Genomic DNA, 19,312 nt, shown 5'->3' with positions numbered 1-19,312 from the left:
TCAGTGTGGGGTCAGCGCAGGGTCGGGATGAGCTCGGTCAGGAAGGCGTCGGTGTCCTCCCACCCCTCGACCGCGTGGCACGGCACACCGAGGGCCTTCACCGGGTAGTCGTTGCCCTCGGGGTCGAGCCGGTCGCCGACGAAGAGCATGTCGTCGAGCGCGATGCCGGTGATCTCGGCGAGACGCTGCATGCCGTACGCCTTGTCGATGCCCTTGCGGGTGATGTCGACGCTGGTCGAGCCGCCGGATCGGACCTCGAGGTCGGGGAGCTCCGCCTGCACCCGGCGACGCAGGTCGTCCTTCTTCGCGCCGGTCGGGTCCCACTGCTTCTTGACGTCGACCGGAGCGGCCTGGCCGAGCGCGGAGAAGGTGATCTGCGACCCGCGGTCCTCGAGGATGTCACCCCAGGTCTCGGACTCCCAGTAGCCGGCGTCCTTCGCGACGGACTCGACCGCTGCGAGGGCGCGTGCCTTCTGGTCGTCGGCGAGGTCCTCGGCGTACTGCAGGGCCCAGTCGTCGTCGGACCAGCGGTAGTACCGCGTGCCGCAGGTCGGCAGCAGGTGCAAGTCGTCGAGGGTCAGGCCGTCGCGGTGACGGAGCGGGGTGACGAGCTGCTGCTCGAACTGCGTGAAGTTGCCGCCGGAGATGACCGCGACCGGCACGACCTCGAGCAGGGACGCGAAGGTCTCGAGCATGCGGGGGTCGAGGGAGGACTTCGACGGGGCGAGGGTGTCGTCCAGGTCGAAGGCGACGAGGCGGGGCGTGGTCATGCCCCGATCCTGCCAGAGGCCACCGATCACATGCCGGGTGCTGGGTTCACCGCACGCGACTGCTGCGCGAAGTCTGCGGGGTCACGCGGGTCAGGCGCGGTGCGTCGCGGGGACCCGGTCGCGGTCGTACGTGATGTCCGTGTAGCCGTGCGGTGCCGGGTTGCCGTCGTCGTCGAGGTTCACGAACACGACCTCGTCGATGGTGAGGATGCTGCGGTGCGTGAAGAGGTTCCGCGCCTCGGCCCGCATCGTGAGCGAGCTGCGGCCGAAGCGGGTGGCGACGAGGCCGATCTCGACGATGTCGCCCTCCTTCGCCGAGGACACGAACTCGATCTCCGACATGTACTTCGTGACGACCTTGCCGTTGCCGAGCTGGATGATCGCGTAGACCGCGGCCTCCTCGTCGATCCAGCGGAGCAGGCTGCCGCCGAACAGGGTGCCGTTGGCGTTGAGGTCCTCGGGGCGGACCCACTTGCGGGTGTAGAAGTTCATCTCGGGCTGCATGTCACTACATACTACGCGGCGGCGGCGGCGGCGGAGACGACAGCGGCCGCGCCCCACAGGGACGCGGCCGGACGATGGTGCCGAGGACTACTCCTTGACGAGCACGACCTCGTCGAGGGGCAGGCGGGTGCGCGGTGCGACCTCGCGCTCAGCCGCCTTCTCGTCGAGCTGCGACGGGTGCGCGACGGTGCCGATGGCCGTCACGGTGAAGGGCAGGAAGCGCTCCGGCAGGTCGAACGCGGCGCGGAGGCCGGCGGCGTCGATGCCCGCCATCTGGTGCACGTGCAGGCCCTCGGCGTGCGCCTGGACGGTGAGGGCGGCGAGCGACTGGCCGAGGTCGTACTGCGCGAAGGGACGCTCGTCGCCGTCCTCGGTCACGGTCTCGAGCACGCCGACGACGAGGGCGCTGGCGCGGAAGGCCCAGGCGGCGTTGAAGCCGAGCAGGTTCTCGTTGATCTTGCGGAACGTCTCGGTGCCACGACGGCCCGCGATGAAGCGGCGGGGCTGGAAGTTCATGGCCGACGCAGCCCAGCGGGCGGCCTCGAGGACGGCGTCGAACTGCTCGTCCGAGATCGTCGCGGTCTCGTCGTAGGAACGGGGGCTCCAGCGCTCTTCGAGCAGGGGCACGAGGGGCTGGCTGGAGTCGGTGGACCGGGTGAGGGTGTCGGCGTTCGTCGAGGTCATGGTGCCTGCAACGGTATTCGATGCGAACGCATTTCCGACCTGAGCGACGTCACATGGTGCAAGGATGGACGCGATGGGTGGCGTGTTGACCGGCTTCGCGATCATCGGCGCGATCATCGCCGGTGGGTACGTCGTCGGGCGCATCGGACTGCTCGGCCCGCACGCGCAGTTCGTGATGAGTCGCCTCGCGTTCTTCGTGCTCATGCCCTGCCTGCTCTTCCACACCATCGCCTCGGCCGACATCGAGTCGCTGCTGTCCCCGATGCTCTGGGTCTCGCTGCTGAGCGCGGCCGTCGTCGCACTCGGAGCGGCGGCCGTCTTCCGGTTCGTGCTGCGGCGACCGGTCACCACCACGACGGTCGGGGCCCTGGCCGCGAGCTACGTCAACGCGAACAACATCGGCCTGCCGGTCGCCGTCTACGTGCTCGGGCAGGCGACCGCGGTCGTGCCGGTGATCCTGCTGCAGCTCATCGTCATCGCGCCGGTCGCGTTGACGATCCTCGACGCCGCGACCTCGGGCGCCGGCGGCTGGGGACGCCGGATCTCCGGGCCGTTCCGGAACCCGATCATCATCGCCTCACTGGTCGGCCTGGTGTTCTCGGCGACCGGCATCACGCTGCCCGACCCCGTACTCGAGCCGTTCTCGCTGGTCGGCGCGGCTGCCGTGCCCGTCGTCCTGCTGTCGTTCGGGATGAGCCTGCACGGTGCGACCCCGCTGCGGGACCCGGCGATCCGCACGGACGTGATCGTGGCGTCGTCGATCAAGCTCGTGGTGATGCCGGCGGTCGCGTACGTGTTCGCACGGTTCGTGTTCGGGCTCGGCGACCAGGACGTCTTCGTGCTCACGACCCTGGCGGCGTTGCCGGCGGCGCAGAACGTGTTCAACTACGCGCAGCGCTACGACGCGGCGGTCCCGGTGGCCCGCGACGTGGTGCTCATCTCGACGATCGGCTCGGTCCCCGTCCTGGTCGCGATCGCCGCGCTGCTGCACCCCTAGCGCGCCCTCGGTGTTCGAGACGCCGTCGTGTTGCGAGCACGCCGGCGTGCAGCTGCTCCTGCGTGACGCCGTCGTGCTGCCCAGACGCCTCGGCGTCGCCGAGACGCCGCCGAATTCGGCGGCGTCTCGCGCGCAGGCGGGCGTCGAGCGGAGACGCCGGCGTGCCACGCGCCCTGGGCGCACCGCGAGGCGGACGGGAGGCCCGTGGCGGGGGCGCACCGTGCCTCCCGTCCGCCGTGGGGTCGCGTGCACCGCGGATGGTGAGCAGGAATGGTCGGGTCGCGGTCACCGACTCGACCATCGCTGCTCACGAAGCGCATCGGGGGCGCGCGTACGCTGGCGTCCACGGGGCGGACCCGCCTCGGGACCACGACGGACGGAGACCTCCGATGGACACGATGGCGATGATGAAGAACATGTCGATGACGGACATGCCCATGGAGATGGACATGGACGTGATGCAGGACACGATGATGGCGATGAACGCCGCGTCGATGGCCGCGACGATGTGCTCCGCGAGCGACATGCGCATGGGCGGCGAGATGGCCACGTGCGCCGCGATGTGCTCCAACACGGCGATGATGGCCGACACCGGCATGCGGATGATGATGCGTCCGGCCGGCATGGACCTGCCGAGCATGCAGGCGATGCTCATGGCCGTGATGACGATGGGCACGATGTGTGCTGCCGAGTGCCGGAAGCACATGGACATGGACGAGTCGTGCCGCTACTGCGCCATGGCCTGCGACGAGATGGTCGCGAAGTGTGAGGCGATGCTCGCCTCGATGTCAGCCTGAGCCGACGGGCTACGCGCTGCGTGCCGTGGTCTGATGACCGCCCGCACTCAGGATCTCCGCCACCGGGTGGTGGGCGATCGGGTCGCCGACCGACAGGAAGGTGTCGGCGTCCGCCACCCGGAGCTGGGTCACGCAGCCGTCCAGGAACACCACGACGGCGTCGGCGGGACGGGTCTCGACGACGATGCCGTCGCGCCAGGCGCCGGGGGCCGCGTTCGCCATGACGCGCTGGATGGGAAGGATCGTCGTGCGGGACATGGCTTCACCTGCTCTCGAAGGGGTTCGGTGCAGGAAATCTACGTCGGCGCTGTCACCTGCTCAACGAGGGCGGACGCCGGGCGTAACAGAAGTCAGAAGATCATCGGGCGGTCGTCGTCGAGCGACGTGTCCAGGTCGAGGTCGACCACCACGGGGACGTGGTCGCTCGGGGCGTCGCCCTTCCGCTCGTTGCGGTGGATCGAGGCGTCGGTGACGACGTCGGCGAAGGCCTGGGAGCCCATCACGAAGTCGATGCGCATGCCCTCGTTGCGCGGGAACCGCAGCTGCTTGTAGTCCCAGTAGGTGTAGCCGTCGGGCACGATCGGCCGGACGACGTCCTGCAGCCCCTTCTGCTCGAAGGAACGGAACGCGGCGCGCTCGGGTTCGCTGACGTGGGTGTGCCCCTCGAACACGCGCACGTCCCACACGTCGGTGTCGAGCGGTGCGACGTTCCAGTCGCCCATCAGCGCGAGCGGGGTCTCCGGCGACGCGGCGATCCACTCGGCGGTGCGGTCGGCCAGCTGCGCGAGCCAGTCGAGCTTGTACGTGTAGTGCGGGTCGCCGACCTCGCGCCCGTTCGGCACGTACAGGCTCCACAGGCGCACGCCGTCGACGGTGACGCCGATGGCCCGGGCCTCGACGGGCAGGTCCGGCCCCTCGTGCCCCTTGAGGAAGCCGGGCTGGCCGGGGAAGTCGCGGGTCACGTCCTCCATCGGCAGCCGGCTGGCGAACGCGACACCGTTCCACTGGTTCAGGCCGTGCGCCTCGACGTGGTAGCCGGCGTCCTCGAACGCCTGCACCGGGAACTGCTCCGGCTTGCACTTGATCTCCTGCATGCCGAGGACGTCGACGTCCTCGCGCACCAGCCAGTCGACGACCCGCCCCACTCGGGTGCGGACGGAGTTCACGTTCCAGGTCGCCACGCGCATGGCATCGAACCTACCGGGGACGACCGACCCCGCCGTGCAGCGCGCCGCCTGCCGCTCTCGGGCGCAGCGCGGCACGATGGTGTTCGCTGGAAGTCCAGCAAGCGAGCGCAGGAGGCACTGATGGCATCGACGACGAACCGCGTCGACGGGACCGCGACGACCGGCACCACGACCGGCACCACCACCACGCAGGTCACGGCCAAGGGCAAGACGATCATCGACGACACCGTCGTCGCCAAGGTCGCGGGCATCGCCGCGCGTGACGTCCCCGGCGTCTACGCCCTCGGCGGGAATGCCTCGCGGGCCTTCGGCGCCATCCGCGACGCGATCGGCTCGAGCGCGCTCGGCCAGGGCGTCCGCGTCGAGGTCGGCGAGACCCAGGTCGCCGTCGACCTGACGATCGTCGTGGACTACCCGATCCCGATGATGGACGTCGCGTCCGCCGTGCGCGCCGCCGTCACGAGCGCCGTCACCGAGCTCGTCGGGCTCGAGGTCACCGAGGTCAACATCGCGATCAACGACGTCAACATCCCGGCACTGAACGGCACCGCCGACGACCTCGACGGCGACGTCCGCGAGGGCCGGGTCCGGTGAACGCCACCGTCGTCGGGATGGGCGTCGGCGCCCTCCTCGCGATCGTCGCGGTGACCCTCGGGTTCTGGGCGTTCGTGGTCGTCGCCGTCTGCATGGCCGTCGGCGGGCTGGTCGCCCGCATCGTCGCCGGTGACGTCGACGTGCGTCGCCTGGTCGACGTGCTGCGCGGACGCCGGAGCTCGTCGTGACCGACGACGCCGTCGCCACGGTCGGCGACAGCGGCGTCCGACTCCGCGGCTCCGACCGCATCGGCACGTCGGCGCTGGTGCACACCGCCCAGGCGGTCGCCGCCGAAGCGCTGCGCGTGGCCTTCCGGGAGGTCCGTGCCCGGGTCGCCGACGACGGTCGCGGCGCGCTGGCGGTCGAGATCACCGCCCCGCTCACCCTGCCCGTGCTGGGGAGCCACGCGGTCCCCGACGAACCCGTCGTCACGAGCGCGCACCGGGCCCGTGGCACGATCGCCGAGCGCCTCCGGACCATCACCGGCCGACAGGTGTCCCGGGTGACCGTGACGTTCGCGTCGTCGGTCGTCGACGTCCCTCGGAGGGTCCGGTGACCGCCGTGGACGACCGGACCGCATCGGTTCCCGAAGCCGGCCCCGCACCGTCGACCGACCACGCCGCCACCTACCGCCGTCTGCTCCGCCGCGAGACCCACGTGTCCCGGTCGGGTGCCGTCGTCATCGCGATGCTCATCACCCTCGTGCTCGCCGCCGCTGCCGTCTTCGCCGGTGCCCTCGTGCTGCTCGACCAGAACGTCCTCGGCGTCGACCCGCGCGCGGTGGTGGACGCCGCCCTCGCCGCGCCGGACGGCCTCGACACCACGCTCGTCGTCGGGATCGCGGCGATCGTCGCCCTCGTCGGTCTGGTGTTCCTGCTGCAGGGGCTCCTGCCGCAGCGGCGCCCGCGCCACGCGATGGCATCCGACCGGCTCGCCGTCGTGGTCGACGACGAGGTGCTCGCATCCGCCGCGGCACGTGCCGCCCGTTCCGTCACACGGCTCGGGCCGGACGCCGCCGTCGGCACCGTGGGCCGCCGGACCGTCGAGGTCGTGCTGCGTCCCGCTGCCGGCGTCGACGTGCCCGCCGTGGCCGCGACCGAGGCCGTCGAGCACGAGTTCGCCGCGATCGACGCGCTCCCCGCCCTCGCTGCACGGGTGCGCGTCCAGCCGACCGGACGGGTCGACGGATGAACGCGACCAACCGTGGGCTCGGCCGGACGGCGCTCGTCGTCGTCGGGCTCGTCCTGCTCGTCGCCGGGGTCGGTGCGATCCTGGTGCAGACGGCCCAGGGCCTGCCGCTCGTGGCGTCCTGGTGGCGCACGGCCGGCGATGCACTCGCGGGCCTCGGCACGGACACGTCGCGCGATGACTCCCTGCTGTCGTGGACGTGGGTGCTCGGCGGCGGGGTCGTCGTCGGCGTCCTGGCGATCGTGGTGCTGACGACGCTCGGCGGGGGCCGCGAGGGCACCGTCGTCGAGAGCGACGGATCAGCCGACGGCGTCGCCGGTTCGGTACGCGTCGAGTCCACGGCCGTGCAGCACGCGCTGTCGTCCGCGATCGGGGAGCTGCCGCAGGTGGCCTCGCTCGCGGTCGACGTCTACCGCGTCCGCGGCGGCCGGGCGATCCGGGTGCGGGTCCGTCCGCGCCGGGGTGCCTCACCGCGCGAGGTCACCGAACGGGTCGAGGCCGTCGTGGCCGACCTGGACGCCCTGCTCGGCGAACGCCTGCCGGTCCTGCTCGAGATCGCGCGCGGTGGGGCCGGGTCCTCGCGCCCGGACCGCGTGCACTAGGGCCGTCGTGGTGCGGTCGATCGGCGGGCTGCCGGGTCCGGACACCGTGGTGCCGGTGCCACGGGTGGTCACCGAGGCTGCGCGGGGCCGCGAGGTCGCCCTGGTCTGGCACAACGAGATCGGTGGCACGACCTTCCGGATCGGACCGGACGAGCACGCCGACGAGTTCGTCAAGGTCCTGCCGCACGCCTACGGCCGGTGGATCGGCGACGAGGCCGCGCGACTGGAGTGGGCGTCACGGTACGTGCGGGTGCCCGAGGTGCTCGACCACGGTGCGGATGACGACGGCGTGTGGCTGCGGACCCGTGCCGTCCCCGGGTGGAGTGCCGTCGACCCGCGCTGGCACGACGAACCCCGGACCGCGGTGGTCGCGGTGGGCGAGGGCCTGCGCGCGTTCCACGACACCCTGCCGGTGGACGACTGCCCCTTCGAGTGGTCGACGGCGGCGCGGCTCGACCGGGCCCGCGCGGTGGGTGCCGACACGGACCGTCTCGGGCCGGAGCCTCCCCGCGACCTGACGGTGGTGTGTCACGGAGACCCGTGCACGCCGAACACGCTCATCGGTGCCGACGGTCGGTGGAGCGGGCACGTCGACCTGGACGCCACGGGCGTCGCGGACCGCTGGGCGGACCTGGCGGTGGCGACGATGGCGCTCGGGTGGAACTACGGGCCCGGGTGGGGGCCGTTGTTCCACGAGGCCTACGGGCTTCCGGACGACCCGGAACGGACTGCCTGGTACCGCGCGCTCTGGAACGCCGACGTGGACGACGTCTGAGCGACCAGGGTGTGCCGTATCTGCAGTGTCAGATCTTGGGTGGGTTGATGATCGGGTCCTCCCACGAAGGAAAGGCGGGGTGGACGCCGGGGAGCGACTGATCGGGGAAGTCGGCCAGGGAACGGCCGGCGACGGCTCGTCGGAGCTTGTGGCCGTCGTTGGTCCAGAACAGTTCGCTGTAGACCTCGAGGGTGTAGCGGCCGTTTTCCTGAGCGGTGTAGATGAGTTGCCAGCCGCCGCCGGTGTACCCCCAGAGCTCGTGGTCGCCGGTGATGTCGCGTTGCTCGATGGTCCACCCCTGATCGGTGAAGTAGTCGAGCATCGGTTGCAGGTCGCGCTGCTCGCCTGCGGCGCCAGGGGGTGACCAGAGTCGTCCGCTGCGCATGTAGTAGCTGTTCTTCGTGTCCGCGCCCGGCAGCGGGGCAACGCCGTCCCCTCCGATCAGCGGCAGGTCGTCGCCGCCGCCCCACTCCCACTCGCGGTCGTAGACCTGGAGCTGCGCATCCTTGAGGAGCCGTTGCATGTGTTCGTAGTGGTCCCCGAAGGCGTCGAACTCTTGGTGGAGCGACATCTCCGCGACGTCGTCCTGTGTCAGGTCGGCTGCGTCGGTGGGCATCTGGTTTCCTCCCGCGGCGCACCCGGTCAGCAGTCCCAGGGTGAGGACTGCCGTCGTGAAGGTGCGGAGCATCCGTCAGATCTTCGGTGGGCTGACGATGGGGTCGTCCCATGCGGGGAACGGCGGGAAGACGCCCGGGAGCGAATGACCGGGGTAGTCCGCATTGTTCCGTCCTCCGACTGCTTCGGAGAGGGCGTCGGCGTCGTTGGTCCAGAACGGCTCGCTGTAGACTGTGAGGGGGTTGTCGCCGTTCTCCTGGGCGGTGTACTGGATCTGCCAGCCGTCGCCGGTGGTGGCCCAGACTTCTTCGTCGCCGGTGATGGTCCGGAGTTCGACCTGCCAGCCTTGTTCGGTGAAGTAGTCGATCATCGGTTGCAGGTCGCGTTCCTGGTTGATCGCGCCGGGTGGGGACCAGAGTCTGGTACTGCTCATGTCGTAGCTGTTCTTCGTGTCTGAGCCCGATAACGGCGCGACGCCGTCACCACCGATCAGCGGCACGCGGTCGCCGCCGCCCCACTCCCACTCGCCGTCGTGCACTTGCAGCTGTGCGGCTTTCAGGAGCCGTTGCATGTGTTCGTAGTGGTCCCGGTAAGCGTCGAACTCTTGGTGGAGCGACATCTCCGCGACGTCGTCCTGGGTCAGGCCGGCTGCGTCGGTGGGCATCTGGTTTCCTCCTGCCGCGCACCCGGTCAGCAGTCCCAGGGTGAGGACTGCCGTCGTGAAGGTGCGGAGCATCGATTGCATGGTGTTCATCATGGCTTCCCCATCGCGATGATCTTGGCGATGGTCTGCTGCGACGTGGCGTCGCGGGACAGGTAGCCGACGCCGCTGTCCGGGTACATGTCGTGACCGGTGACGGACTTGCTGCCCGGGGCGGCTTCCGCGCTGAACGTCCCGACGTCGCGCAGGTCGCGGGGATCGGTGCGCCCGATCCTCCCGAATCTCGCGATGTGGTCCTCCGCACCTTCGGTCGCGTAGACCCGGCCCACGTTGAGGTGCTCGGGTCTCGTGGTGTCGGTGATACCGACCGATCCGTACGTGACGAACGAGTCGACTCGGTGCCGGGTCTGTGCAAGCGCCTCGGCCGCCGTGGTGGAGCCGTAGGAGTGCCCGAGGACGGTCACGGACAGCGGTGCCGCGCCGCGGCTGTCGTGGACGCCGTCGAGGAACGAAGCGAGGTTCGCCCCGCCCGCGTACGCGCGGTCCTGGCGCGGGACCTCGATGACACCCGGGGCGCGGTACCCGACCCACGACACGACTGCGAACGACTCTGATCGTCGATGCTTCCACGCGGTTCCCAGAAGGCCGCTCGCAGCGCGGACCTTCTCATCCATGCTGCCCAGCGTGGTCATCGCACCCGGCACGTTGACGGTCACGTTCGACGCCGTGTCCAGGTCGCCGAGCGCGACGGCGGCGACGAGCGCCCCGTTCGAGACGCCGAACCCGACGAGCTGCGCGACGGCGCTCGAGGGAGCGCGGATGTCTGACGCAAGGCGATCGGCACGGTTGAGTCCGTCACGGAGCGCGATGACCTGCTCCCGGAACTCGTCGAGGCTGACCGCCCCGTAGGTGTACGCCAACCCCATCAGCCGGTACAGCCGCTCCGGATCCCGCGCGGCTGCGGAGAGGACTGCGCGAGATGCGATGTCGCGTTGCGCCGCCGGGACCCCGTCGAGCCCCGCGAACTGCAGCTGCGTCGCCAGCGGCAGCGCGCGGACGTCGGCGTCGGTGAAGCCGAGCGCGGCCCAGGCCGCTGCGACCTCGGCCGGTGTCAGGGAGGGATCGAGCAGCCGCTGCAGCCCTGACGGGAGTGTCGACGCCGCGGCAGCGTCGAGCGCGGTGTTCGCCAGGGAGCCCCCGCCGGCAGCGCTGAAGGCGTCCGCGATCCGGTCGACCCAGGACGCGTCCTCGGCGTTCTCGGCGAGGTAGTCGCCCAACCCGCCCGGCAGCGTGGCACCGTCGATGGAGACCCAGTTGCAGCGGCTCGTGAACGCGATCCAGGCGTTGCGCACCCGGACCAGGTCCTGTTCCGTCGAGGCGTCCTGTGCCCGGGCGGTCGCGCTGAACTGCCGCAGCCTGGTCGGGTCGGCACTGCTGCGTCCGCCGGAGCGACCACCGCCGGTGCGCTGGCGGGCTTGGGGGCTGAAGGTCGCGGACACCGGGGACGGGCGCTTCGGTGTGCTCGACGGCTTCGGGTCGAAGACCGCACTGGTCCAGTCGAGCACGGGCTGCATCGGCACGCCGCCAGCGGTGCGCACGAGCTCACGTTCGGTCTCGCGCTGCCGCCACGAAGCCAGGTCGGCCAGGCGCTGCCGTTCCTCGTCCGCTTGCCGCTGGGCGATCCGAGGCTGGTCGACCGTCGCCTCGAGCCCCTTCGCGAGCCGGATGCGGTCGGTCGACTCCGTCAGCCGTGCGGCCTCGAACAGGCGTGCGTACGCACCGTCGAAATCGAGCAGCGCAGCCTCGGCATTGCTCCGGCGCGGTGCGGCGCTGGCACGCAGGGTCATCGCCACCTCCGCCGCGCAGTCGACCAACCGCGATGCCGCTGCGTCGTCGAACTCGATCCCCATCGTCCCCCCACCATCCGAACTGACCGATGGGGGAAATGTAGAATTTCAGCGGTGCAGTGTGAAATTGCACGGACGCGATTGTGGAGAACAGCAAACCGCCGCCCGCGGGGAGCGGACGGCGGTTTGGTGTGCGATCGGAGGGACTAGAAGGCGACGCCCCGCGTGGACATGAACGGCACCGGGTCGGTCGTGGCGCCGTTGATGTGCACCTCGACGTGGCTGTGGCACCCGGTGGAGGCGCCGGTCGAACCGACGAGGGCGATGAGCTGCCCCGCCGAGACCTGCTGTCCCGGGCTGGCCCGGAACCCACCGTTGACGATGTGACCGTAGGCCGTCTTCACGCCGTTGCCGTGGTTGATGCGGACGTAGTTGCCGTAGCCGCCGTACCAGCCGACGTAGTCGATGGTGCCGGCGGACGCCGCGACGATGGGCGTCGAGCAGCCGCTGGCGAGGTCGGTGCCGTCGTGCTTGGTGACGATCCCGGTGATCGGGTGCACGCGGTAGCCGTACGGGCTGATCACGTAGCCGCTGGCCGGGCGGACCCAGCCCTGGCCGCCGCCCGAGCCGGCGGAACCGCCACTGCCCGAGCCGCTGCTGCCGGAGCCGCCACCACCGCCGGACGATCCGCTGCTGGCGTTGGCTGCCGCTGCGGCTGCGAGGGCTCGTGCCGCACGGGCTTCGGCCTCGCGCGCAGCCTTGGCTTCCGCCGCCTTGCGGATCTGCTCGCCCTTGGCGAACTCGGCCTCGGTCCGGACGCGGCCGGAGACCAGGGTCGCGAGCTGGGCGTCGAGACGGGCCTTGTTCGACTGCTGCTCGTCGTAGGCGGTCTGCACGGCATCGGACGCAGCCTGGGCTTCCTGCATGCGGGCCTCGGCCTTCGCGGCGAGCCGCTCGAGCTCCCCAGCAGCGCGGTCGGCCTGGGCCTCGAGCGAACGAGTGACGCCGGCGTCGACGGCCGCGGCGGCCTGCACACGGTCGGCCTGTTCGGACAGCTTGCTCAGCGCACCGAGGTCGTAGAGCAGGTCGCGGGCGTCCTCGCCCTTGGTGAGCACCGAGGTCGTGACGTCGGCGCCGCCGGAGCGGGCCATCTGCGCGGCGAACTGGCCGGCCTGCGCGGCGCTCTGCTCGGCGACCTTCGCGTGCTCGTCCGCCTTCGCGCGGAGCTGCTGCTCTTCCTCCGCCTTCTCCTGCGAAACGGCCTGGGCCTTGAAGAAGACGTCGCCGAGCTCCTGCGCCTTCGCCTGTGCTGCCTCGACCTTGGCGTCGAGGTCGCTGATGATGCCCTTGATCTCGGTGATCTGCCCCTGCTTCGCCGATTCCTTGCCGCGGGCGTTCTTGACCTCGTCCCACGTGGGGTAGGTCACCGCCTGGGCAGTGGGTGCATCGACGACGACCGTGCCGACGAGGCCCGCGAGTGCCAGTCCGGTGACGGCGAGGCGGAGGCGCACGGAGGCACGAGGGGTGCGGTGGTTGGTGGGGCGAGACATCGACCACGAGCCTATACATCCGTACAGAGAAGATCGGACGCCGACGCGCCGCTGTGGACAACTCCTAGAACTCGCGCTCCTGACGGATCTCGTCCGCACTGCCGACCACGTCGCGCCGGAGGACGTCCGCGCCGGAGGTCCCCGCGTAGTCGTAGACGTCGAACCCCGTGCAGTGCGTGATCGTCGCCGGGGCACCGAGGGAGTCCTCGACCGCGGTGGTCCACAGGTCGTGGGACCCGACCACCACGAACGTCGGGTCGGCGTCACGGTAGGCCCCGAGGTCGACGAGCCACGGGTACGTGTCGAAGGTGTCGCGGACCTGCAGCAGCTGCACGTTCGTCGCGGAGTAGGTGGCGAGCGGCCGCACCGTCCAGAACTGCCCGACCCCGGTGACCGACCGTCCGTCCGCCCAGCGGTCCAGGCAGGACGACGGGCTGTACCGGGCCGTGGCGACGGCGTGCGCGGTGCTCGGTGCGGTGGCGACCCCGGCGGCGAGGACCGCGACGGCGGCGATCGCGACGGTGGCCCGGACCCCGCGGAACGGCCGGTGCACGCGGGTGCGGCGGACCGCGGTGCGCGTGAGTTCGGCCACCGCGACGAGGGCCAGCAGCGGTGCGGTGACGACGGGCTCGAGGTACCGCGGCGTCTCCGACCCGACGAGGACCACCCCGATCGACGCCGCGACCACGGTCACCAGGGGCAACGCGGTCGCGACGAGCACGGTGCGCGCGGTCCGGACCCGCCAGGCCCACACCGTGCCGCCGACGGTGACGAGCACCCCGACGAACATCAGGAACAGCCCGGCGTCGCCCGCGGCCGTGCCGGCCCGCACGTCGGTCAGCGCCGCGAAGAACTGCAGGGTCTCCACGGCGCGCGACGGCTGGACGTAGGTGGACGGGTCGAGCGACACGAAGGGCTGCAGCGGGATCCGCACCAGGTACCCGAGCAGCGACCCGACCGTCACGGTGCCGGACAGCAGCAGCGCGGGACGCCACGGCACCCGGCGCACCGCCGCCAGCAGCACGAGCGTGACGACGACGGGTGCGGCCGACCACGGCACGTACAGCGGGTTCGACGCGGTCGTGCAGAGCGCCACCAGCCCGAGCACCACGAGCACGACGACGGACGCTCGCCCGACCCGCACGGCGCGGAGCACGAGCACCGCGGTGCCGAGCATCGCCAGCACCACGCCGTAGTAGTACGTCGTGGTCAGCAGCAGGGACGCCAGCTCGAGCGACGTCGCGGTGCCCGACGACTCCGTCAGCACCAGCAGGGTCACGAACGCCACGCTCACCGCCGACACCGTGATGCGGGCCGCTCGTCCGGCCGACGGCATGAGCTCGTTCGCGGCAGCCCGCACCAGCGCGTACACGGCCAGCAGGACGAGCACCCCGTTCAGCGCCAGGGCCTGCTGCGGGGTACCCGTGACGAGGGCGCAGAGCAGGTAGACCGGCAACTCGGGGAAGAAGAACAGCGCCGGGGACATCGCCCACTCGAACGGCTGCCCGAGCTGCATCGACCGGTGCACCAGGGGCAGCAGCACCGAGTCGCCGTCGTACCAGAGCAAGGCGACCCGCTCGGTGGCGACGACGTGGCGGAGGGCGATGACGGCCAGGGCCAGCGCGACCAGGGCGCCCAGGGCCTCCCGTCCGATCGCCCCGGCCACGCCGCCGGACCGACGGCCGCCGGACGGAGCGGGCGCCACGGCGGAGCGACGCGGTGCTCGGGGCATGTCCCGGAGCGTACCGAGGGCTGCTCGGGACGACCCCACAGGACGGGGGAGCGCGCTGTGAGTCCGACCGGCTACCCTTGTGCGCTGTGACCGACGCGCGCGAACAGTTGATCCAGTACATCTCCTCCGAAGCGGTGTTCCACGGCGACTTCACCCTGACCAGCGGGAAGAAGGCGACGTACTACATCGACCTGCGGAAGGTCAGCCTGGACCACCGGGTCGCGCCGCTGATCGGGCAGGTCATGACCGAGCTCGTGCAGCAGGTGCCGGACGTCTCCGCCGTCGGTGGCCTGACCATGGGCGCCGACCCCATCGCCAGCGCCGTGCTGCACCAGGCCGCCGCACAGGGCCTGACCTACGACGCCTTCGTCGTGCGCAAGGAGCCCAAGGACCACGGCCGCGGCAAGCAGGTCGAGGGCCCGGACCTCAAGGGCAAGCGCGTCGTCGTGCTCGAGGACACCTCCACCACGGGCGGCTCGCCGCTCAAGGCGGCCGAAGCGCTCGAGCGTGAGGGTGCGATCATCGCCGCCGTCGCGGTCGTCGTCGACCGCGACACCGGCGCCAAGGAGACCATCGAGGCAGCCGGGTACCCCTACTTCGCGGCCATCGGGTTGGCTGATCTGGGGCTGACCGCGTGAGCGGGGAGCGTCCGGACGACGCGCGCGACCCCGAGGACACAGCCGGTCCCGCAGCGGCGGCCGACGGTGCCGACGGGGTGGACGGCCAGGAGGCCCGGCGCGCGTCCGACCCGGACGCTCCGTTCCACGGTCTCCGCAGCGCCGCGGACATCTTCGGCGCCCCGCGGGGCGAGGAGGACTGGCCCTCGCGACGGGAGCGCCGCGAGGCCGAGCGCACCGCACGCGAGACGGGCGCACCGCTGCCGGAGCCGTTCGAGGCTGCGACCCCCGAGGCGCCGGCGCCCGAGGCGCCCTCCGCGCCTGCCGCTCCGGTGCTGGACGACGGCGCGACGCAGGCGATCTCGATGCCCGAGCAGCTGTCGGCACCGTCGGAGAACCCGGACGCCGCCGCCGAGCACGAGCGCTCCACCCTGCACGACCGCATCCCGCCGGCCGCCGTCGTGCCGCCGAACCCCACCGCGCCGCACCCCTCGTCGATCGTGCTGCCCACCGCGCAGACCCACCGCGACGAACGCGCCGCGGCGTCGCAGGCCATCGAGGACGAACGTCGCCGCGTCGACCCGTTCGGCGAGGGCCGTGCCGACGTCGACTGGCTCGGCCGTGCCACCGGCTCCGGCGCAGCCGTCCCGCCCACCGGGCCCGTGGCACACCAGCCGCTCGGCGTCGAGAACGTGCTGCCCCCGTCCGAGGAGCCGCCGAGCTTCACCGACCTGCTCCGGATCACCGGCACGGGGCCCGTGCCCACGCAGGGCGCCGGACCGGACCGGCCGTTCGACTGGGCCATCCGCCACGACGAGACCGGCGAGGTCCCGACGGCCCTGACCGGCGACTCGTTCGACACGACGGCGTTCGGCGGCGGCTCGTGGTCGCTGGCGGACGAGACCGATGCCGACGCCGATGCCGACGCCGACGCCGAGGTCGTCTCCGGCGAGGTCGACACCCCGGTCGACGGGGTGCCGCAGGCGCCGCGGACGTTCCCGGTGCCCCCGGCGGTACCGGCTGCCGTCCCGCCGGCCGTCGTCCCACCCGCTGCCGCTGTCCCTCCCGCTGTTCCTGCTCCTGCGGCGCCGACCGAGGCACTGGACGTGCGTCCGGAGCCCGCCGCCGGTGACGGGGCGGAGTCGGGGACGGGCCTCCCGGAGGACGCGGCGACCACCGCGCTGCCGACCGCCGCTGCTCCGCCGCTCGTCGAACCCGCTGCGTCGCCCGCGTCCCCAGCGCACCTGCCGCCTGCGGTGGGGCACGACCTGGACGCCGTGCTCGGCCTGCGCGGGGACGACACGGGGGCGCAGCCCACGGCGTTGCCGGCCGCTGCGCCGGACGACCTGGACCAGTCCGAGTGGGACGGCCGCGAGACCAGCGACACGAGTGCGATCAAGGACCTGTTCGGCACCGAGGCCGTCGGGCAGCTCGGCGGCACGGGCTACGACCCGGAGGACACCGGGACGCGGATGATGCCGGCGGCTGCGATGCCGTCGGCTGCCGCTGCCGCTGCCGCTGCCGCTGCCGGTGCCGGTGCCGGTGCGTCGTCGCCTGCTCCCGCTCCGTCCGGCCAGCCGGTCGAGCGCGACAACTTCATCAACCAGGGGGCGGCGCGCCTGCGGAGCGAGGGCAAGCGCGGCAAGCAGCTGCTCGTCTACGGCTCGATCGCCCTGATCGTCGTGCTCATCGTCCTGGTGTTCCTGCTGTCGAAGTGGATCCTCGGCAACAACATCTCCGACCAGGAGATCGCGCCGACGAAGTCACCGGCGGCAGCGTCGTCGGCTCCGGCGACTCCCTCGGCTGCGGCGTCTGCCGCTCCCTCGGACGAGGCCGCTGCTCCGGCTGCCACGCTCCAGTTCGCCACCACGCCCGCGCTGCCGGGCGAGCACGCCTGGACCGACCTGGCCGGCGGGGAGTGCCTGTCGCCGTTCACCAACGCCTGGGCGCAGAGCTTCACGGTCGTCGACTGCGCGACGCCGCACATCGGGCAGCTCACCGCACGGATCGCCGTGGACGGGGATGCCTACCCGGGGGCCGAGGCCCTCGCGACGCAAGCGGCCGACCAGTGTCAGTCGGACGCGGCGCTGAACGCCTCGGCCGCTGCGGCCGTCGGGGACGTGCAGGTGCAGGGGTCGTACGCGCCGGACCAGGCGACGTGGGACCAGGGCGACCGGTTCATCTCGTGCTTCGTGACGCGGTCGTCCGGGCAGGAGCTCACGGCGTCGTTGGCGCCGGGGGCGTAGGGCTGGCGGCGGGCGGCTGGCGGCGGGCGGCTGCGCGTGGCTGGCGGCTGCGGCGGGCCGGTGGGGCGGTCGACGTGGAACGACACCGTCGACGTCGTACGACATCGATCTCGTCGCTCGTTGCGCGCCGGTGATGCCCGCGTGCGCAACGAACGACATCCCCGACGTCGTGCGACGTCGGGGATGTCGTTCGGGGTCGAGGTATGCGCGGGTCAGGCGGCCGCGGGGACCTTCGCCGACACGTCGGACAGGGTCTGTAGCTCGTCGGCGCTGAGCTCGAGCTCCGCCGAGGCCAGCAGCGCCGGCAGCTGCTCGGTGTTGCGGGCGCTGGCGATCGGCGCGACGACGTCCGGCTGCGCCTGCAGCCACGCCAGGGCGACGGTCGCGAGCTCGGTGTCGCGGGCCTCGGCGATGGCGGACAGGGCGTCGACCACGGCGAGTCCCTCGTCGTTGAAGTAGCCGGAGACCTGGCCCTCGCGGTCCTTGCCGGCGAAGTCCTCCTTCGAGCGGTACTTGCCCGTCAGGAACCCGGCGGCGAGCGCGAAGTACGGCACGACGCCGAGGCCGTGCGCGTGGGCGAGCGGGGCGATCTCGGACTCGTACGGCTCGCGGGTGACGAGGTTGTAGTGCGGCTGGATCGCGACGGGCTGCGCGAGGCCGTTCTCGGTCGCGATGCGGATCCACTCCTCGGCGCGGTCCTTCGAGTAGTTCGAGATCGCGGTGTAGCGGACGATGCCGTCCTTCACGAGCTGGTCGAAGGCGCGGACGGTCTCCTCGAGCGGGGTCGACTGGTCGTCGAAGTGCGCGTAGTAGAGGTCGATCCGGTCGGTGCCGAGGCGCTGCAGGCTGGCACGGGCGGCAGCGGCGACGGTGTCCGCGCCGAGGCCCTGGAACTGCGGGTGCTGCGAGCCCTTCGTGGCGATGACGACGTCGTCACGCTTGCCCGAGGCCGCGAGCCACGAACCGATCACCCGCTCGGACTCGCCGCCCTCGTTGCCGGGGGCCCACGCGGAGTACACGTCGGCGGTGTCGATGAAGTCGCCGCCCGCCGCGGTGTAGGCGTCGAGGACCTGGTGGGAGGTCGACTCGTCCGCCGTCCACCCGAAGACGTTGCCGCCGAGGGCGAGGGGGAACACGTGGAGGTCGCTGGTACCGATGCGGGGCATACGGGGTCCTTTCGTGGTCGGGCGAGCGGTCCTCGGTGCGAACCGCTCCTCGGCCGACGCTATGCCCCGAGGCTTGACACGGCCCCGGTGGCAGCGGGTTGCATGGACCCATGACCGCACTCACCGATGCCCTCGCCGACCCTCGTTCCTCGGTGCGGCTGCAGGCCGTGATGGCCGCCGGGACCACCCCGGACGCGGCCGACCTCGACGTGCTCGTCGAGCAGTGCGCCGTCGAGCCGGACTTCTCCGTCCGCGACATGCTCACCTGGGCGCTGACTCGGCACCCGTCGGCCGACGTCGTCGCGCGGGTGGTCCCGTCGCTCACCCGTTCCGAGCCGCAGGCCCGCAGCCAGGCGCTGCACACGCTGTCGAAGGTCGGCGACCTGTCGGCCTGGCCGGCGGTGCGCCCGCTGCTCGCGGACCACGACGACGAAGTGCTCCGCGCGGCCTGGCGGACCGCCGTCGCGCTCGTGCCCGACGACGAGCGGGCCGACCTGGCCCGGACGTTGGCGGTACAGCTCGGGGTCGGTCCGCGCGAACGGCGGCTCAGCCTGTCGCGGGCACTGGTCGGGTTCGGTGAGGAGACGGTGGCGCCGGTGCTCGCGGCAGCTGCCGAGCGCGGCTCCGGTGCCGTGCGGGACCACGTCGCCGACACGGAGCGGCTGTTGCACGACCCGGACGCTGCGTCCGCGCTCGCTCTCGAGCGGGCTCGGCGCGAGGTGGCGCTCGGCCGGACCCGGTCCGCCAAGGGGTGAGTGCGGCCGTGGACGTCACCAGCTG

The 19,312-nt window shown here is 71.8% G+C and carries 22 protein-coding genes; 11 read left to right on the top strand and 11 right to left on the bottom strand.

Going from position 1 to position 19,312, the window contains the following annotated elements; translation table 11 throughout:
• Positions 1-11: 11 nt before the first annotated feature.
• The 3 genes from EDF42_RS08690 to EDF42_RS08680 all read right to left on the bottom strand — a co-directional run bounded on the left by EDF42_RS08690 (position 12) and on the right by EDF42_RS08680 (position 1,958).
• Positions 12-770 (bottom strand): HAD-IIB family hydrolase, encoded by a 759-nt coding sequence (locus tag EDF42_RS08690; protein WP_123672049.1) that lies wholly within the window; start codon positions 768-770, stop codon positions 12-14.
• Between the two features lie 90 nt (positions 771-860).
• A complete protein-coding gene (locus EDF42_RS08685) occupies positions 861-1,274 on the bottom strand; it encodes an acyl-CoA thioesterase (protein WP_111086180.1) in 414 nt (137 codons plus the stop codon).
• Positions 1,275-1,361: 87 nt separating this feature from the next.
• Positions 1,362-1,958: a nitroreductase family protein gene (locus EDF42_RS08680; RefSeq protein ID WP_111086179.1), complete on the bottom strand. Its 597-nt coding sequence runs from the start codon at positions 1,956-1,958 to the stop codon at positions 1,362-1,364.
• A gap of 73 nt (positions 1,959-2,031) precedes the next feature.
• On the opposite strand from EDF42_RS08680, the gene EDF42_RS08675 reads away from it, so the two are divergent.
• Positions 2,032-2,955 carry an AEC family transporter gene (locus EDF42_RS08675; RefSeq protein ID WP_123672048.1) on the top strand — a complete coding sequence of 308 codons (924 nt, stop codon included), beginning with the start codon at positions 2,032-2,034 and terminating at the stop codon, positions 2,953-2,955.
• Positions 2,956-3,344: 389 nt separating this feature from the next.
• Positions 3,345-3,752 (top strand): aldehyde dehydrogenase, encoded by a 408-nt coding sequence (locus EDF42_RS08670; protein ID WP_123293560.1) that lies wholly within the window; start codon positions 3,345-3,347, stop codon positions 3,750-3,752.
• Between the two features lie 9 nt (positions 3,753-3,761).
• On the opposite strand, the gene EDF42_RS08665 is transcribed toward EDF42_RS08670, so the two are convergent.
• Both EDF42_RS08665 and EDF42_RS08660 read right to left on the bottom strand, forming a co-directional pair.
• Positions 3,762-4,010: a nuclease gene (locus EDF42_RS08665; RefSeq protein ID WP_123672047.1), complete on the bottom strand. Its 249-nt coding sequence runs from the start codon at positions 4,008-4,010 to the stop codon at positions 3,762-3,764.
• Between the two features lie 92 nt (positions 4,011-4,102).
• The gene (locus tag EDF42_RS08660; protein WP_123672046.1) at positions 4,103-4,939 is read right to left on the bottom strand and encodes an exodeoxyribonuclease III; all 837 of its coding nucleotides are present in this window, start codon (positions 4,937-4,939) and stop codon (positions 4,103-4,105) included.
• A 120-nt stretch (positions 4,940-5,059) separates the two neighbouring features.
• On the opposite strand from EDF42_RS08660, the gene EDF42_RS08655 reads away from it, so the two are divergent.
• From EDF42_RS08655 to EDF42_RS08630, 6 genes are read left to right on the top strand one after another with little or no spacing between them, the layout of a single operon-like run.
• A complete protein-coding gene (locus EDF42_RS08655) occupies positions 5,060-5,533 on the top strand; it encodes an Asp23/Gls24 family envelope stress response protein (RefSeq protein ID WP_123293563.1) in 474 nt (157 codons plus the stop codon).
• On the top strand, positions 5,530-5,721 hold the full coding sequence (locus EDF42_RS08650) for a DUF2273 domain-containing protein (protein ID WP_111086173.1): 192 nt from the start codon (positions 5,530-5,532) through the stop codon (positions 5,719-5,721). The genes EDF42_RS08655 and EDF42_RS08650 overlap by 4 nt, the downstream gene beginning before the upstream one ends.
• The gene (locus EDF42_RS08645; RefSeq protein WP_123672045.1) at positions 5,718-6,089 is read left to right on the top strand and encodes a hypothetical protein; all 372 of its coding nucleotides are present in this window, start codon (positions 5,718-5,720) and stop codon (positions 6,087-6,089) included. The genes EDF42_RS08650 and EDF42_RS08645 overlap by 4 nt, the downstream gene beginning before the upstream one ends.
• Positions 6,086-6,724, top strand: a complete 639-nt coding sequence (locus tag EDF42_RS08640; protein ID WP_123340062.1) for a hypothetical protein — start codon at positions 6,086-6,088, stop codon at positions 6,722-6,724. Before EDF42_RS08645 ends, EDF42_RS08640 begins: the two co-directional genes overlap by 4 nt.
• Positions 6,721-7,323: a hypothetical protein gene (locus EDF42_RS08635; RefSeq protein WP_123672044.1), complete on the top strand. Its 603-nt coding sequence runs from the start codon at positions 6,721-6,723 to the stop codon at positions 7,321-7,323. Before EDF42_RS08640 ends, EDF42_RS08635 begins: the two co-directional genes overlap by 4 nt.
• A 7-nt stretch (positions 7,324-7,330) precedes the next feature.
• Positions 7,331-8,098 carry an aminoglycoside 3'-phosphotransferase gene (locus EDF42_RS08630; protein ID WP_123672043.1) on the top strand — a complete coding sequence of 256 codons (768 nt, stop codon included), beginning with the start codon at positions 7,331-7,333 and terminating at the stop codon, positions 8,096-8,098.
• Positions 8,099-8,126: 28 nt separating this feature from the next.
• On the opposite strand, the gene EDF42_RS08625 is transcribed toward EDF42_RS08630, so the two are convergent.
• The 5 genes from EDF42_RS08625 to EDF42_RS08605 form a co-directional block, all read right to left on the bottom strand.
• The gene (locus tag EDF42_RS08625) at positions 8,127-8,786 is read right to left on the bottom strand and encodes a hypothetical protein (RefSeq protein WP_123672042.1); all 660 of its coding nucleotides are present in this window, start codon (positions 8,784-8,786) and stop codon (positions 8,127-8,129) included.
• Positions 8,787-8,789: 3 nt separating this feature from the next.
• Positions 8,790-9,470 (bottom strand): hypothetical protein, encoded by a 681-nt coding sequence (locus EDF42_RS08620; RefSeq protein WP_148067675.1) that lies wholly within the window; start codon positions 9,468-9,470, stop codon positions 8,790-8,792.
• The gene (locus EDF42_RS08615) at positions 9,467-11,284 is read right to left on the bottom strand and encodes an alpha/beta hydrolase (RefSeq protein WP_123672040.1); all 1,818 of its coding nucleotides are present in this window, start codon (positions 11,282-11,284) and stop codon (positions 9,467-9,469) included. Before EDF42_RS08615 ends, EDF42_RS08620 begins: the two co-directional genes overlap by 4 nt.
• A gap of 143 nt (positions 11,285-11,427) precedes the next feature.
• Complete coding sequence (locus tag EDF42_RS08610) at positions 11,428-12,771, bottom strand: M23 family metallopeptidase (protein ID WP_148067673.1); 1,344 nt, start codon at positions 12,769-12,771, stop codon at positions 11,428-11,430.
• 64 nt (positions 12,772-12,835) lie between these two features.
• On the bottom strand, positions 12,836-14,503 hold the full coding sequence (locus EDF42_RS08605) for a hypothetical protein (RefSeq protein WP_148067671.1): 1,668 nt from the start codon (positions 14,501-14,503) through the stop codon (positions 12,836-12,838).
• Positions 14,504-14,589: 86 nt separating this feature from the next.
• On the opposite strand from EDF42_RS08605, the gene pyrE reads away from it, so the two are divergent.
• Positions 14,590-15,141, top strand: coding sequence for an orotate phosphoribosyltransferase (gene pyrE / locus EDF42_RS08600; protein WP_071404348.1), 552 nt, complete (start codon positions 14,590-14,592; stop codon positions 15,139-15,141).
• Positions 15,138-17,366, top strand: coding sequence for a septum formation family protein (locus tag EDF42_RS08595; protein WP_123672037.1), 2,229 nt, complete (start codon positions 15,138-15,140; stop codon positions 17,364-17,366). The genes pyrE and EDF42_RS08595 overlap by 4 nt, the downstream gene beginning before the upstream one ends.
• Positions 17,367-17,578: 212 nt before the next feature.
• On the opposite strand, the gene EDF42_RS08590 is transcribed toward EDF42_RS08595, so the two are convergent.
• Positions 17,579-18,532 carry an aldo/keto reductase gene (locus tag EDF42_RS08590; protein ID WP_123672036.1) on the bottom strand — a complete coding sequence of 318 codons (954 nt, stop codon included), beginning with the start codon at positions 18,530-18,532 and terminating at the stop codon, positions 17,579-17,581.
• 110 nt (positions 18,533-18,642) lie between these two features.
• Here EDF42_RS08590 and EDF42_RS08585 point away from each other — a divergent pair, with 110 nt between their 5' ends.
• Complete coding sequence (locus EDF42_RS08585; RefSeq protein ID WP_123672035.1) at positions 18,643-19,287, top strand: HEAT repeat domain-containing protein; 645 nt, start codon at positions 18,643-18,645, stop codon at positions 19,285-19,287.
• The last annotated feature ends 25 nt before the right edge of the window (positions 19,288-19,312 follow it).

Origin of the sequence: Curtobacterium sp. PhB172, from assembly GCF_003752545.1 — a bacterium.
Taxonomy (GTDB): Bacteria; Actinomycetota; Actinomycetes; order Actinomycetales; family Microbacteriaceae; genus Curtobacterium.
This window is presented reverse-complemented; position numbering and strand designations above follow the sequence as displayed.